Origin of the sequence: Cohnella sp. GbtcB17, from assembly GCF_019091135.1 — a bacterium.
In the GTDB taxonomy this organism is placed as follows: domain Bacteria; phylum Bacillota; class Bacilli; order Paenibacillales; family Paenibacillaceae; genus Cohnella.
The window spans coordinates 23,401-38,660 of the sequence record NZ_JAGXJW010000031.1 but is presented as its reverse complement, the minus strand read 5'-3'; the positions used below and the strand labels follow the sequence as shown (position 1 = coordinate 38,660).

Below are 15,260 nucleotides of genomic sequence, written 5' to 3'. Positions count from 1 at the left end.
TAAGCGCAAATGGGCACTAACGCCGCACCAACAACACTCTAAAGGCTGCAGATAAGAGCAAATGGGCACTAACGCCCCGCCAACAACACTCGGATAGGTGCCGATAAGCTCAAATGGGCACTAACGCCCCACAACAACACTCGGAAAGGTACCAATAAGCGCAAATGGGCCTTAACGCCGCACCAGCAACACACGGCTCCTTAAGATTGCCCGACCCCGTGCGCCCTCACCTAAGGTTGCCCCGCCCTACACCCCCAACTAAGGTTGCCCCGCCCCTACGCCCCACCGTAAGTTTCGCCACCGACCTTAACATTGTCCACCTTTTCTTACCGGGACCGCCGGCAACATCTGTATTTTGTCGCATCAGAAGCGGCTGATCGTCGGTTCATCGGATGCCCTGCCGCAGTTAAAGTTAAGCATGAAGAAAGCACTTACAACGAGGCTTTCTCGGCACGCATCTCTTATAAAGGTGGGGTCATACGTGAAAATGAAAAAGAAATCCGCAACGCTCCTGACGACGGGCATGGCGCTGACGCTGGCGCTGGCCGGCTGCGGCAACGGCAACAACAATAACAACGCAGCATCGTCCGCGCCGGCGAGCGGCAGCGCATCCGCGCCGGCATCCAGCCAGGCCGCAAGCGCGGGCAACGCAGGCAGCGCCGTCGAGATCACGTTCTGGAACATGTTCGGCGGCGGCGAGGGCGACTTCGTCGACCAGATCATCAAGGGCTTCAACGATTCGCAAAAGGAAGTCGTCGTCAAGCAGCTTCGCCTGGAGTCCAATGAATATTACGCGAAGCTCGGCACGGCGCTATCCTCAGGCAAGGGACCGGACGTGGCGGTGGCGCACGTGGACCGCATCTCGCCCTTCGTGAAGGCGAAGCAGATCGTACCGGTCGACGACCTGGCCTCCAAGGTCGGCTTCGATCTGTCGCAGATCACGGCATCCAACCTGCGGAGCGTCACTTACGACGGCAAGCCTTACGCCGTGCCGCTGGACACGCACTTTCATATGTTCTACTACAATAAGGACCTGCTGAAACAGGCCGATATGCTGAACGAAGACGGCACGCCCAAGCTGGGAGAAATGACGCCGGAAGGATTCGAGAAGACGCTTGCGCAAATTCAATCGAAGGTGCCTGACATTCAGGCGCTCGCGGTCAATACGCCCTATTTCCAGGAGCCGTTCCTGAACTTGTACTACGAGGCGGGCGGAGACATTCTGAACGCCGACATGACGAAGGCCGCGATCAACAACGACAAGGCGCTGTCCGTGCTGAAGTTCTACATGGACGTCTACAAGAACAAATATGCCGACCTGAACGATAAAAATCCGTGGGACAGCTTCAGCAACGGCAAGGCGGCCTTCTGGTTCGGCGGTGTCTGGGAAGCGGGCGTGCTGCTCGGCGACGCGTCCAAAAACATCGGCGCGATGCCGTTGCCGCCGATCTTCGGCAGCCAGACGCACTGGGCCAGCTCGCACCTGCTCGTCGTTCCTTCCTACGTGTCCGCGGAGAAGCAGGAAGCGTCCGCGAAGTTCATGAAGTATTTCTCCGAAGTCGGAGGCTCGACCTGGGGCAAAGCGGGCCACGTGCCGGCCAACGCCAACGTCACGGCGAGCGACGAATACAAGAGCCTGCCGTACCGCGACCAGTTTATCGAAGCGCAGAAGACGGTCAAGTTCGCGCCGCAGACGGATAAATACACGACGATCGTCACGACGATCGCGGAGTCGCTCCAGAACATCATCTTCGGCAGTGAATCGCCGGAGGACGGCCTGAAGGACATGGAAAAGCAGATTAACGAAGTGCTGGACAACTAAAGAGAAAAGGCGGAGAGGAACCGGCATGGCGCGGACGCGTCTGCGGCTCCTCTCCCGCTTCATAGAAAGCCTGCTTAAGGAGAATGGCGAATGGAGACGCAAATCACTGGACGCAAAGCCTCCGTTGCTTTGCGAAGACGCGAGCCGCTGCGCCTGCGGACCGAATTGAAGGCCGTATTGTATTTGATTCCTTTTCTGATTCCTTTCGCCGTATTTTATTTGTGGCCGGTCTGCCGCGGCATATGGATGAGCCTGCACGTCTGGGGCATACGGGGAATGGAGAAGTACGTCGGCATCGCGAACTACGATAAAATTTTCAACAATCCCGATTTTTACGTCTACTTGTGGCATTCCTTTTACTTCGTGCTGCTGTGCACGCCTACCGTCATCGCGCTGGGGCTGGTCCTCGCCCTCCTCATCAACGAGCGCATTTGGTTCCGAACGGCGATCCGCTCCGCCTTTTTCCTGCCCTACGTCCTCTCCGTATCGGTCATCAGCTTTATCTGGCTGCATCTGTTCGACGCGAAAAACGGTCCGGTCAACGCCCTGCTCGGCTTGCTGGGCGCAGGCGAGCTTAACTGGCTGACCGACCGGGGGCTCGTCTGGTGGGCGATCACCATCGTGACGGACTGGTGGACAGTCGGGTTTGTCATGGTCCTGTTTCTGGCCGGCCTTCAGGAGATTCCCCCCGATCATTACGAAGCGGCCAAGATCGACGGGGCGGGCGCCTGGCAGCGATTCCGTCATATCACGATGCCCGGCCTGTCCAGCGTCATGAAAATCCAGATTTTCTACCAGGTCATCGCCAGCCTCAAGCTGTTCGGCCAGGTGCAGATCATGACGGGCGGCGGACCCGGCGACTCGACGAATACGATGATCCGCTACATCTATGTGACCGGCTTCAAGAAGGACATGTTCGGTCTCGCTTCCGCGCAGTCGATCGTCTTCTGCGTCATCATGCTGATGATTGCCGCGATCCAGTTTAAATTGACCGACCGGAAAGACGGATGAGGAGAGATTCGCATGAAAAGGTGGTTTTTGAATATCGCGGCGGCGCTGCTGGCGCTGCTGTTCGTTTTCCCGCTCGTCTGGATGCTGCTCGTCTCGCTGAAGCCCGACGGCACGACCGTGTATTCGCTGTCCGATTGGGTGGACTGGTCGGGCCTGAACGCCGACAACTACGCGAAGGTCATCCGCGATTCGCAAATTTTGCGCTGGACATGGAACAGCGTCGTCATCGGCTTTCTCACGACGATCATCGCCGTCCTGTTCAGCTCGCTCGCGGCCTTCTCGTTTTCCAAGCTTCCCTTTAAGACGCGTGGCATTTTCTTTGTCCTGATCGCGTCCGGACTGCTCATCCCGACGGAGGCCATCCTGATCCCGCTCTACGAGACCGCGCTTCATCTCAAGCTCATCGACAATATATGGGCGATCATCCTGCCGGGCCTGACCAATCCGATCGGCATCCTGCTGCTCAAGCAGTTCATGGACGGCGTGCCCCGGGATTATCTGGAGGCCGCGCAGATCGACGGCAGCCGCAGCTTCGGGCTGTGGTGGCGCGTGTGCCTGCCGTTGACGCGTTCGGCGATGATCTCCGTCGGCATCTTCTATTTCATTTTATCGTGGAACAACTTCCTGTGGCCGTACCTGTCGATCACCTCCGCGGAAAATATGATTCTCTCGGCAGGGCTGCCGACCTTCCTGTCGAATAATACGATGTCCCTGAACCTGATTATGGCGGCCAGCGCGATCGCGGCGATCCCGACCATCCTCGTATTCGTGCTGCTGCAGCGGCACATCGTGCAAGGGGTATCCATGTCCGGCGTGAAGGGATAATCGCAAGAGAAGAGGCTGGAGGCATGAACCTTGAACCCGAAGCGCCTCTCCGGAGACGCGTTTGGCCGCCGATACGCATATGGAAAAGCAGCATGCGCGCCAAGTGGATGCTGCTTTTATTTCTGTTCTCTTTGACGCCGCTCGTAGTCATGGGGATTATTTCGTTTTCGATCTCCAGATCGACGATCAACGAGAAGGCGACCGAATACTCGGAGCATCTGCTCGATCAGACCGCCGACAATCTGGACACGCGCCTTGGCATCTACAAGGAAATGATGATGCAGGTGCTCGGCAACGCGGAGATCGTCTCGATGCTGCGCAAGCTGAGCGATGCCGATCCGGCGCAGTACGACCTCGACAGCCTGTCGCTGACCACGAAGCTGTCCACGATCGTGGCGATCAACCAGGATGTGCAATCGATATCGTTCATATCCGATCGGCACTATATCAAAGGCATCTACCGCTGGAGCGAGCGTTCGGAAAAAGAGTCGCGCCCCTTCCTCCGGACGCTGGACGACGGCGACTTCCACTGGTATCCGACGCGCTACGGCACCTACGTGGACAGTCTGAATTCGCAGAGCACATACGTCTTTTCGCTCGCCAAGCAGCTCTATAAAATATCGGACGGCAGCCCGCTCGGCATCGCCGCCGTGCTCGACATTCGCGAGGATGTCATCAAGGAGCTCGTCTCGAAAGCCGCGAGCAACAACCGGGACCTGCAGAGCTTCATCGTCGACGGCGGCGGCCGGCTCGTCTCCTATCCGGACAGCGCGATGATCGGGCGATCGGTGTCCGAGGTGCTCGGCGAGCGGGGCTACGCGCAGATCGCGGGAGCGGGCGCCGGGGAGCTGAAGTTTCCGCTGAAGTACGGGGGCGACAAGCTGATCGTCAACGTCAAAAAGCTCGCGACAAACGACTGGATGGTCGTCAACGTCATTTCCAAGTCCGCGCTGTACCAGGATTCCGACAGGCTCCTGCAGATTATATTGCTGATCGCCCTGTTCTGCATCGCCTTCTCGATCATCGCGGCGATCGTGCTCGCCGGCTCGATCACGAAGCCGATCCTCAAGATGATCCGGCTCATGAAGCGCGTCATGGACGGCGAGCTGTCCACGCGTTACCAGACGAAGCGCAGGTACGACGAGTTCGACGAGCTGGGCGGCAACTTCAATGCGATGGTCGCGCGGATCGACGAGCTGCTGAACGCCGTCTATGTCGAGCAGGATCAGAAGCGGGTGGCGGAGCTGAAGGCGCTGCAGGCGCAAATCAACCCGCATTTCCTGTATAATACGCTTGATATCATCAAGTGGACGGCATTGATTCAAAAGGCGAACCACGCGGCGGAGATGGTCAGCCTGCTCTCCCGGCTTCTCCGCATCAGTCTCGGCAAGGGCGAGGAGACGGTGACCGTCGAGGAGGAAATCGAGCATGTCCGCTGCTACCTCGGCATCCAGCAGTTCCGCTTCAACTTCAACATCGAGACGTCCGTCGAGATGGCCGATGAGGTCCGGCTGCTCCGCACGCCGAAGCTCATCTTGCAGCCGCCGATCGAGAATGCGATCCTGCACGCCTTCGAGGGCCGCGAGAGCGGCGGCCGGATCGAGATCGCGTGCGCCCGCGAGCCGGGCGGCGGCATGGATCCGAAGGCGGCGCAGCGAATGCTCGAGCAGCCGGGGGGCGGCAAGGATAAGCCGGGCGGGATCGGCCTGGCCAACGTCGACGAGCGGATCAAGCTCATCTGCGGGCAGGGATACGGCATCCGGATACAGAGCGAGCTCGGCGTGGGCACGCGCATCCAAATTCGGCTGCCCTTGATGACTTAGGAAGGAGGGGGGGGCGCATGCATCGCGTCATGATCGTCGAGGATGAGCCGATCGTGAGATTCGGCATCCGGTCCATGATCGATTGGGACAAGATCGGACTGCGGCTCGCGGGAGAGGCGGCCAACGGCAGGGAGGCGCTGGCGCTGATCGGGACCGAGCCGCCCGATATTCTCATTACCGATATCAAGATGCCCGTGATGGACGGGATCGAGCTGATCGCCGAGGTGCGCAAGACCGCGCCGGACATGAAAATTATCATTTTGAGCAACCTCGAGGACTTCCAATACGCGAAGGAAGCGATCAAGCACGGCGTTTCCGAGTATTTGATCAAATCGGATATGATGCCGCGCGACTTCGAGCAGGCGCTGCTTAGCGTGAAGGACAAGCTGCATGCCTCGGCGCGCGGTGCCGAGACTTCGGACCCGCAGGCGGAGCGCCTTCACAAGGAGCGGCTGCTGGCGGAGCTGGCGGACGGTGCGGCCTGCGACCCGGCCGAATGCGACGAGCGCGCGGCGCGGGCCGGGCTGGCTCCGATTCGCTCGGCTTATGTGCTGCTGATCAGTCTGCAATCGGCCGGACAGGGCTTCGAGGAGCGGCAAGCGGCGGTCAGGGAAGCGATCGGCCGGATATGGACGTCGGACGACGGCGATTATGAAGCGTTTGTCGACAAGCAAGGAGACGTCTGCGTCTTGTGCGACGCGGGCAAGCATGCGGCGGGAGCGGGGCTCGAACGCGTCAAGCGGCATGCGGAGGCGCTTATTGGCTTGCTCCTGGACGAGTGCGGCTTGAAGGCGGCGATCGGCATCGGGGGGCGCATCGGGGCTTGGGCGGAGCTGAAGGCGTCCTACGCCCAGGCGGCGGAAGCTGCCAAGCAAAAAATGTTCCTCGGAAGCGGCCGCGTCATCGTCCACGGCACCGACGACAAGCGCGTGCCGGCGGAGCATGCGGAGCCGATCCGCATCGGTACCAGCCAGATTCAGTCGATGGTGTACGCGTTCCAATCCGCCGAGCTCGCGGCATACCTGGATGCGCTGTTCGATCGGTTGTCCGTTCGCCGCGATCCCGATCTGGCGCATATCATCACCTTCGAGCTGCTCATGATCCTGACGACGCTATGGCCGGACGTGGCGAACGACGACCGTCAAGTGACGGAGCTGAAAAGGCAGTATTACGACCAGTTGTCCAGGCTGGAGACGGTCGAAGAGAGCAGGGCGTGGTTCAAGCAGTCGTTCGAAGCGCTGGTGCGTCATATCGCCGGCATGTACAACAGCGACCGCAACAGCATCGTCAAGGCGACCCAGTATATCAGGCAATATTACGACCGCGAGATTTCGCTCCAATTTATAAGCGGCCTCGTGCACCTGAGCAAAAACTACTTCGCGAATTTGTTCAAGAAGGAAGTCGGCGAGAGCTTCCTCGAGTACCTGACGCGGATTCGCATCGACAACGCCAAAGAGCTGCTCAGGCAAGAGATGAGAACGGGAGACGTCGGCAGCCTGGTCGGCATTCCGGATCCCAAGTATTTCTCGAAGGTGTTCAAAAAAATAACGGGGCTGTCTCCTTCGGAATATCGCGCCCTGCACCGGGACGCATCGATCGATACCGGGCCGTGAAGATTTGTAACCGTTTGCCGAACGGGGAAAACGAATGAGAGGAGCGTGAGCACGCGATGCGAAAGCGCGCGGGTTTGCCGGCAATCTCGCTGTGCCTGCTGCTGACGGGCTGCTTCGGCGCGCCCGCGCCCGGCGGCGGCGTAGGGCCCGGAGCGAGCGAAGACAGCCCCGCGCCAGTGGTGCTGTCCTTCTGGAATCCGTTCGGCGGAGGAGAGGGCGAATTCGTCGAGCGCATTATCGGGGACTTCAACGCTTCGCAGGATGCCGTGTTCGTGAAGCAGCTTCGCCTCGAGTCCAACGAATACTACGCCAGGCTCGGCACCGCGCTCTCCTTCGGCAGCGGGCCCGATGTCGCGGTCGTTCACGCCGACCGGCTGTCGCCGCTCGTCAAGGCGGGCCGCCTGTCGGAGCTTGACGGGCCGGCGGAGCAGGCCGGCTTTCGTTTTGACGAGATCGATGCGGCCAGCCTGCACAGCGTCGCGTTTGGCGGCAAGCATAATGCGATTCCGCTGGATACGCATTTCCATATGATGTACTACAACAAAGACATTCTGGCCCAAGCCGGGTTGCTCGGAGCGGACGGAACGCCCCGGCTCGGGGAAGCCACGCCGGAAGGCTTCGTGCGGTCGTTGAAGCAGATCCGCGATCGGGTGCCCGACGTGCAGCCCATGGCCGTGAACACGCCGTATTTTCAGGAGCCGTTTCTGGACCTGTACTATGAGGCGGGCGGCGATTTACTCAGCCCGGACGGCACCCGGGCGGCGATCGCGGGCGATGATGCCGTGCGGGTGCTCGCCTTCTACCAGCGGCTGTTCGCCGAAGGCTTGAGCGATCTGAACGACAAGACGCCATGGGACTCCTTCGATCGAGGACGGGCGGGGCTGTGGTTCGGCGGCGTCTGGGAAGCGGGGCATTACCTGGCCAACCCTTCTTTAAACGTGGGCATTATGCCGCTGCCGCCGATTTTCGGAAGCGAGGCGCATTGGGGCAGCTCGCACACGCTGGCGATCCCGGCTTACGCGACCGACGCGAAGCGGGACGCGGCCATGGCTTTTATCAAGTACTTTTCGGAGGTCGGCAGCGTCGTGTGGGGAGAGGCAGGACATATCCCGGCCAATACGGCCGTCATGACCAGCGCGGCTTATCAGGCGCTGCCTTATCGCAAGCTGTTCGTCCAATCGCAGCGGACCGTGAAGCCGGCGCCCAGGACGGACAAGTATGCGGCGTTGTTGACGGCCTTGTCGGAGGAGCTGCAGAGCATCATACAGAACCGAACGGAGCCGGCAAGCGGACTGGCTGCGGCGGAGCGGCGCCTGAACGAGATTTTGTCGAATTGAAAAGACGGCGCTCCCGAACCGCCAGGCGGCCGGGGGCGCCGTCTTTTGTCGCGCGCTGCGACGGGAGACGAACGGGAAAGTTGATGGGCCGGAGCCTGCTCGGGGCAGGGCGGCTATGCGGGCTTGCTGTGTCCAGGGTTCGTCTACCCGCAGATCGTACCGCCGTGATCGAAGCGCAGTCGGCAGCAGCGCCCGGGCGCGAGCCCGGGGAACGACGCGTCCAATGACTCATGGCTTATTGTGTAATTAAACGCTTGCGCGCGCCGTCAAACGACAAATTGCGATTTGGGCCAAAAAAGGGAATCCATAGCTGCTGCCCTAGCGAGGTGTCTCTCTCATGTCCACAGAGACGAGACGGTCCTCGGCATCGTTGAACCGCACGGTGACGTATACGCCGAACTCGCGGTCGGCCTGGCGGAGCCAAAGCTTGAACTTCTCCTCGCAGAGACCGCCTTCGAGCTGCGTTCTGCCGATGTGCGAATAATCGACCAGCGCAGCCTTCGGGTACTTGAGCTTCGTCTCCTTGATCGCGATGAGGCTCCATTTGTGGTAGGTCGTGTCCGCGGCGTCCGCGCGACCTGTGCGAACCGCCAGGCCGATCCAGACGGCGGCGGCCAGCAAGGCGATGCAGGCGAGCAGGTAGCCTGTACGAACCGTACCTGTTGCAGACTTGGAATAGCGTCGACTCATCGTAGCTGCGACCTCCTTGTTCGTCGGTTGCGACCGTACCATTATGCCCCAATCGAAGCGGATGATGCCCAGTTGGTCAGGCAAAAGCGCAGCAAAAATAAGGATTGACACGGTTCGACCGCAGAAGCATAATATTGGTAAATAAACGCACGGGGAAGCGCCCCGTCAGAGCCGCGCACGGGTCCGTGTCGCTTTGACGGGGCGCTTTTTTTACCGTAGAGGGAGCGGGCCATGGACGACGAGAATAAGAAGGGCAAGGAAGGCAAGGAGAGTAAGGCGGGTCAGGAAGGCAAAGAGAACAAGGAGAGTAGGGCGGACGAGGTCCGCGAGCAGATTGTGACCTACGAGATGTACGCGGACATGCCGGACGACGGCAATCGTTACGAGATTTTTGACGGCAAGCTGGAGCTGATGTCCGGACCGAATATTTTTCATCAGGCCATCAGCGGCAAGCTGCATCTGCTCCTGCAAAGCTGTACTTCGAACTACATTGTGCTGTATTCGCCGCTGGACGTCATTTTGAGCAAGACCAACGTTATGCAGCCGGACCTCGTGCTCGTCAGCAAGGACCGCTGGGAGATCGTCAGCAAGCGAGGCGTGGAGGGAGCTCCGGATCTCGCCGTCGAGATTCTGTCGCCCGGCTCGCGCAAGCGCGATCGGGTGCGCAAGCACGCGGTCTACGAAAAGCACGGCGTATCCGAGTACTGGATCGTCGACCCGACCGCGCGAACGCTGGAGCAGTTCATTCTCGTCGACGGACGCTACCGGGTAGGCGAGCTGTTCGAGGAGCAGGACCGGGTCGTCTCGGAGCGGTTCCCGTGCGTCTCCTTCGCGGTGGACGGGCTGTTCAAGGGCGACGTGCTGGAGCGGCTGGCCGCGCTGAACTGAGCGAAGCAGGCGCGTGGCCGGCCTGGCGCGCTAAAAGGCACGATATTTACTTGGAACACACAGGAACTCGCTCGATGAGACCAGCTGCAGTAAATTTTTGCGCGAAAGCTTCCACGTTGGCAGACAGACTACTTCTTTACCGCAAACCGCAGCACCGTACGCAGCTTCTCCGGCGCCGTCCTGCGCCGATCGGAGATGTAAATCTCGCGGTGCAGCTTCGATGCGCGCCGGTAGCCCGCTTCTTCACAGTAGGCTTCCATCCGCTCGAAGCTGGCCGTCTCATCGTCGTAGCTGCCCGTGTGCATCATTTGACAGCTTGGGCCGTCCTCTATCGTTATGAATTTCAGCCTGTCGAGCATCGGATTCGGCTTCTTGGCCGCCGTTTTGCCGACGAAGTATCGAAACCCCTCCTCGGTCAAAAAGTCCGGCTGCCGGATCATCAGCTTGTACTTCAGATTGCTTTTATCCGTAGCGGGCCGCGTCAGATCCACCAGGCTCCATATCCCCTCCAGCGGATAGACCGTGTAGTCGTAGTACCCCTCCGGCGCGTCGCTTCCTCTATACGACATTTTGACGGCGTAGCTCAGCGCGAACAGCGCCCCCGTCTCCAACGCGAATTCGGGGCGGTTCGGATCCCCCTCTCCCTCGATGGAGACGAAGGGCATGGCGGGCACGTCGAGGATGACAGGCTCCCCTTTAGGCAAGTAAAGCGCTTTGTCGTGTTTTTTGTAGTCGATTTTGGCGGACATAGGCGGGCCTCCTAGCTTGGAATAACGTTATATTAAGGCATGACCGGTGACAACAGGGTGTCAGCGGCGCAATCGAAAAGGCCTCGGGGCTGGACAAGCCCAAGCCGCGATCGGTACACTTGGCATAGAGCGCCAAGCGCCGCAGGTCAGCTATCGATTCGAACAAAGCAGGGAGACCGTATCCGATGAGATTTTCCATACAATTTTTGTCCTTTTTCGTCATTCAGTCGGAAAGCGACAAGGAGACCGACACGAACAAGCGGTACAAGCACTACAAAACGCTGGATCACTACGACTACGAGGACAGCGAGATCAAGTCGTTCCTCGACGAGGAGTTCACGCGGATCGGCAAGCGCAAAGCCGACGTGAACCCGGACACCGCGGCGGCGCCGACCAAGATCGGCCGCTTCGTCATGGAGCCCGGGCAGGAGCCCGAGAGCAATCCGAACTACAATCTGTTCCAGCGGCTGCGCGTGGCCACGAACAAGGAGCAGTTCCACTACGCCTGCGACGACGTGCTGCGGAGCTACATGGACACGAGTGCGGTGCGCGGAGGCGCGTTTATCGTGGCGGCGGCCAAGATTAACGAGCTGTTCGACGAGCCGTTCGTATTCGTGCTGAAGTGCGACTTCGAATCGAAGATCGCCCGCATCTCCGACGAGCGCAGCCTGATCTCGAAGGTCGACATGGCGATCAGCGCGCGCAACATCAAGTCGATCCAGTATCCCCACATGCCGGAGGAGGGGATGCTCGAGCCTTATGAGCTCAAGATTCATCAGGCGTCGCACGCGCGATACTTCGAGGACTTCCTGAAGTACGTCTCGTACGAGAAGTCGAAGCCGGAGATCGTGAACGATCAGGTTCTGGGCCTGGTGCAGGAATATATGGAACGCAAATGGTCGGGAGACGGCACGGGAAGCGAGGGCGGCTATGCGGCGGACGGAGGCGCGGGAGCGATGCCGGGCATGGCGGCCGGTCCGGAAGCCGGATGGCCCGCGGATTTCGGGACCGGCGCGGATGCCGCCGGCGGACAAGCCGCCTACGAGGCCATTCGCGAGCGCGACCCGTCGTCGGGGTCGGACTACGGCGCGCCGGGCTATGACGCGTCGGGTTATGGTGACGATGGCAGCCAGGGCGGCGACGCTTACGGCGGCGCGTATGGCGGCGGTCAGGGAGGCGGCTACGGCGGCGGTGCCGGCGGCCTGTCACGAGCCGCGCGCGGCAGCGGGAGCTGGGCGCAGGAGGCGCGCGAGTTCGAGCTGTGGGCGGCCGGCGACAAACGGCAGCTGCAGGAGAAGTGGACGCATGAGGACGTCATGGGCGCGACCGCCCATATCGTCGAATATCAGCCGGACCTGGAGCTGAAGTTCAAGGCCGACGATATCGCCGTCCGGGCCAAGATGAGCGACTACGGCGATTCGATCCACATCGCCCGCATGAACGGCAAATACGTGCTGCTGATCGAGGCCGACGGTCTCCATTTCGAGAAAGGCATGTCCCCGATCGAGCTCCTCCATCCCGAGGACATCGAGCAGGTGCTGGCCCGCATGCGCGGCCGTCCGCGTCCGGGGCATTGAGGCGTTAACTTTTGACAATGGTCAAGCTCGGCCGCCTGTCGTAGGATAGGTTGCCTAGAAGCCTAAATTCAGTTACTCCTAAGTCGAGGTATGCATGTGAATATAGCGGATATTGCGCTGTTTAAAGGGCTGTCCAACGTGGACCTGGCCAAGGTGCTCGGTCGTCTGGAGCGGCGTACGTTGCGGGCGGACGAGACGCTGTTCCGCGCGGGCGACCCGGGGGATGGGATGTACATCGTGCTGAGCGGCCGGATCGCGCTGTATGTAGAGCCGAACGAAGGCGCGCGGCGCGCGCTGACGGTGCTGCGCGAGGGCGATATGCTCGGCGAGATGGCGCTGCTGACCGGCGAGCCGCGCAGCGCGACCGCGGTCGCGGCCGCCGAAACGGAGCTCTTCGAGATCGGCGAAGAGACGTTCCGGCAGCTCATCGAGGAGCATGCGGTGCTGTCGGCGTATTTTATCCGTCTGCTGTCCGGCAGGCTGACGCAGACGAACGCACGGCTGACGGAGACGCGCGAAGCGGAGACCGCGCGCATCCGGCAGCAGGCGGCGCGCTGGCCCGCCGAAGTCGCGGAAGCGATGTTCGCGGCGGCGGCGCTGCCTTTCGCGGACAAGCCGCTGCTGGAGCGCGCAGCGGGTCTTGCATCCTTCGATGCGGCGCTGGCGGCGGATGCGGAGCTTCGCGCGATGATCCGCCAGGATCCGGCGCGACCGGCGCGCGTCTCCGTCATGCCGGCCGTTCGGGCCGTCCTGACGGAGCTGTATGTCGAGCGGCACGGGCATGGCGCGCGTGCGCAATTAACGCAGCAAGCCGCGCATTATTATGCGGCGGCCGGCGATCCCGCCGCGGCAGCTGCGGTGCTGTCGGACGGCGGGGCCTGGGCGGAGCTGCTCGCGCTGCTCGAAGGCCAGCCGTCCGCTTCAGTCGCTGCCGGCGCCACGCCAGCCGCCGCCGCGCCCGAAGCTGCCGCGCGCCGGCGTGCCGACGCGGCTCCGGCGCTACCGCCGGCTCTGCCGCTCGCGGACCTGCTGGCACGCTGCCCGGACGAGCGGCTGTTCGCTCGTCCGGGGCTGTTCGCCGCCTACCTGGACGATTGCCTCGCGCGCGGCCGCGAAGAGGGCTACGTCCGGTTCGAGGCCGCGCTCGAGACGGCGTCCGGCCGCTTCGATCCGGCGCAGACGGCGGCGCTGTACGCTTGGGGCGCCGAGTGGTGCCGACAAGCGGGGCGGCCGCATAAGGCGCTCGAATACATGCGGCTCGCCGAGTCCCTCCCCGGCACCGAGCCGGAGAGCGCGGAGCAAAGTCTGCGAGCAGCCAGAGACAAGCTTCGGGACGAGCAGAACAAGCGGCTCGTCGAACAAGCGGGCGCGCTGCTCGGACGGGGCAGACTCCCTTTGCTTGTGAGCCTCGCGCTCGCGCTTTCCGGCCTGCTGTATTTTCACTTTGCCGATCCGTTCGCCGGGCTGACCCGACAGGGCATGGACTTCATCGGCATCGGCCTCGCGGCGGTCGTCATGTGGATCGTGCGCGTCGTGCCGGACTACCTCGTGGCGCTGTTCATGGCGATGCTGTGGGTGGCCGGCGGCGTCGCCGAGCCGCCTGTCGCGCTGTCCGGCTTTGCCTCCCCCAGTTGGCTCTACATGCTGTTCATTCTGGCGCTGGGCGCGGCCATCACGAAGTCGGGCTTGCTGTACCGCTTTTCCCTGCTCGCGCTCAAGCTCTTTCCGGCGAGCTACCGCGGGCAGTTCTGGGGGATCGTCGCGAGCGGTGCGCTGCTCAATCCGCTGATCCCCTCCTCGTCCGCGAAGGTGGGGCTCGGCGTGCCGATCGCGCGTACGCTGTCCGAAGCGATGGGGTTCGCCGACCGCTCGCGGGGCATGGCGGGCCTATCGCTCACGGCGATGGTGTTCTACGGCTTCACGGCCCCGTTCGTGCTGACCGGCTCTTACACCAACGTCATGGCGCTCGGCATGGCCGGCGGGACGGCGGGCGTGAGCTGGTTCCAATGGCTGATCTACGCGCTGCCGGCCTTCCTCGTCTTCGGCGGGGCGATGGCGGGCTACATGGCCTGGACCTTCCGCCGCCGGGAGCCCGGACGTCCCATCCGCAGAGAAGTGCTGGACGATCAGCTGAAGCTCATCGGGCGCTGGACCCGAAGCGAACGAGTGACGGCCGCCGCGGCGCTCGGTTCGATCGCGCTGCTGATTTTGCAGCCCTTGCACGGACTGGATTATGCCTGGGTCATGCTGCTCGGGTTCGCGGCGCTCGTCATGTTCGGCGTGCTCGACGGTCAGACTTTGAAGACGGGCATCGATTGGCCGTTTCTGCTGTTCATCGGCGTCGCCTTCAGCTTCGCCGAGGTGGCCGAAAAGGTCGGCGTCGTGGATGCGATGTCGGACGTGCTCGGCGCCCGAATGGCCGCTTTTTCGGGGGCGCCCACGCTGTTTCTCGTCTCGGTCGTGCTGCTTTCATTTCTCGTGACGCTGGTCGTTCGCGACGACGCGGCCGTCATTTTGCTCGTCGTGTCGACGGCGGGCTTGGCGGCGCAGGCGGGCATCCACCCATGGGTACTCGTATTCGTCATCCTGTTATCGACCGACCCGTTCTTCTTCGCCTATCAATCTCCGACCTATCTTACCGCTTACTATAGCGCGGAAGGCCGGTCATTCACGCATCGCCAGGGCCAACTGACCGCACTCGGCTACGGCATCGCCGTGCTGCTGCTGACCGTCGCCTGCGTGCCGTATTGGAAATGGCTCGGGCTCATTGGCGGTGGAGGCTGACGGCAGAGGTTGAAGGCGCACGCGAAGGCCAGCGCGCCGTTCCTGAAGTTGGTCGTAGGTTGGCGCCGCTTGCCGGCGTTATAATAGATTCATTAAATAGATTCAGTGAATAGCTTCATCGAAAAGAGAGACGAGAAAGGG

The 15,260-nt window shown here is 61.6% G+C and carries 11 protein-coding genes and 1 pseudogene; 10 read left to right on the top strand and 2 right to left on the bottom strand.

Annotation, left to right across the window (positions count from 1 at the left end; genetic code table 11):
• Positions 1-487: 487 nt before the first annotated feature.
• From KVT38_RS17845 to KVT38_RS17820, 6 genes are all read left to right on the top strand, one after another.
• Positions 488-1,822: an ABC transporter substrate-binding protein gene (locus KVT38_RS17845; RefSeq protein WP_254639326.1), complete on the top strand. Its 1,335-nt coding sequence runs from the start codon at positions 488-490 to the stop codon at positions 1,820-1,822.
• Positions 1,823-1,912: 90 nt separating this feature from the next.
• Entirely contained in the window at positions 1,913-2,833 is a 921-nt protein-coding gene (locus KVT38_RS17840; RefSeq protein ID WP_217595098.1) for a carbohydrate ABC transporter permease, read from the top strand.
• A 12-nt stretch (positions 2,834-2,845) separates the two neighbouring features.
• Positions 2,846-3,658: a carbohydrate ABC transporter permease gene (locus KVT38_RS17835; protein ID WP_217595097.1), complete on the top strand. Its 813-nt coding sequence runs from the start codon at positions 2,846-2,848 to the stop codon at positions 3,656-3,658.
• 23 nt (positions 3,659-3,681) lie between these two features.
• Positions 3,682-5,481: a sensor histidine kinase gene (locus KVT38_RS17830; protein ID WP_217595096.1), complete on the top strand. Its 1,800-nt coding sequence runs from the start codon at positions 3,682-3,684 to the stop codon at positions 5,479-5,481.
• Between the two features lie 17 nt (positions 5,482-5,498).
• Entirely contained in the window at positions 5,499-7,094 is a 1,596-nt protein-coding gene (locus KVT38_RS17825) for a response regulator (RefSeq protein ID WP_217595095.1), read from the top strand.
• 56 nt (positions 7,095-7,150) lie between these two features.
• Positions 7,151-8,431 (top strand): extracellular solute-binding protein, encoded by a 1,281-nt coding sequence (locus KVT38_RS17820; protein WP_217595094.1) that lies wholly within the window; start codon positions 7,151-7,153, stop codon positions 8,429-8,431.
• A gap of 318 nt (positions 8,432-8,749) precedes the next feature.
• Here the strand turns inward: KVT38_RS17820 and KVT38_RS17815 are convergent, their stop codons facing one another.
• Positions 8,750-9,121, bottom strand: coding sequence for a DUF3889 domain-containing protein (locus KVT38_RS17815; RefSeq protein WP_217595093.1), 372 nt, complete (start codon positions 9,119-9,121; stop codon positions 8,750-8,752).
• Positions 9,122-9,352: 231 nt separating this feature from the next.
• Here KVT38_RS17815 and KVT38_RS17810 point away from each other — a divergent pair, with 231 nt between their 5' ends.
• Entirely contained in the window at positions 9,353-10,009 is a 657-nt protein-coding gene (locus KVT38_RS17810; RefSeq protein WP_217595092.1) for a Uma2 family endonuclease, read from the top strand.
• Positions 10,010-10,137: 128 nt separating this feature from the next.
• On the opposite strand, the gene KVT38_RS17805 is transcribed toward KVT38_RS17810, so the two are convergent.
• A complete protein-coding gene (locus KVT38_RS17805) occupies positions 10,138-10,758 on the bottom strand; it encodes a GyrI-like domain-containing protein (protein WP_217595091.1) in 621 nt (206 codons plus the stop codon).
• Positions 10,759-10,943: 185 nt separating this feature from the next.
• On the opposite strand from KVT38_RS17805, the pseudogene KVT38_RS34840 reads away from it, so the two are divergent.
• From KVT38_RS34840 to KVT38_RS17795, 3 genes and pseudogenes are all read left to right on the top strand, one after another.
• Positions 10,944-11,657: pseudogene (locus tag KVT38_RS34840) on the top strand (DUF3900 domain-containing protein); the annotation flags it as partial.
• Complete coding sequence (locus KVT38_RS35210) at positions 11,643-12,335, top strand: DUF3898 domain-containing protein (RefSeq protein ID WP_306795331.1); 693 nt, start codon at positions 11,643-11,645, stop codon at positions 12,333-12,335. The pseudogene KVT38_RS34840 and the gene KVT38_RS35210, both read left to right, overlap by 15 nt.
• A gap of 96 nt (positions 12,336-12,431) precedes the next feature.
• Entirely contained in the window at positions 12,432-15,119 is a 2,688-nt protein-coding gene (locus tag KVT38_RS17795; RefSeq protein ID WP_217595089.1) for an SLC13 family permease, read from the top strand.
• The last annotated feature ends 141 nt before the right edge of the window (positions 15,120-15,260 follow it).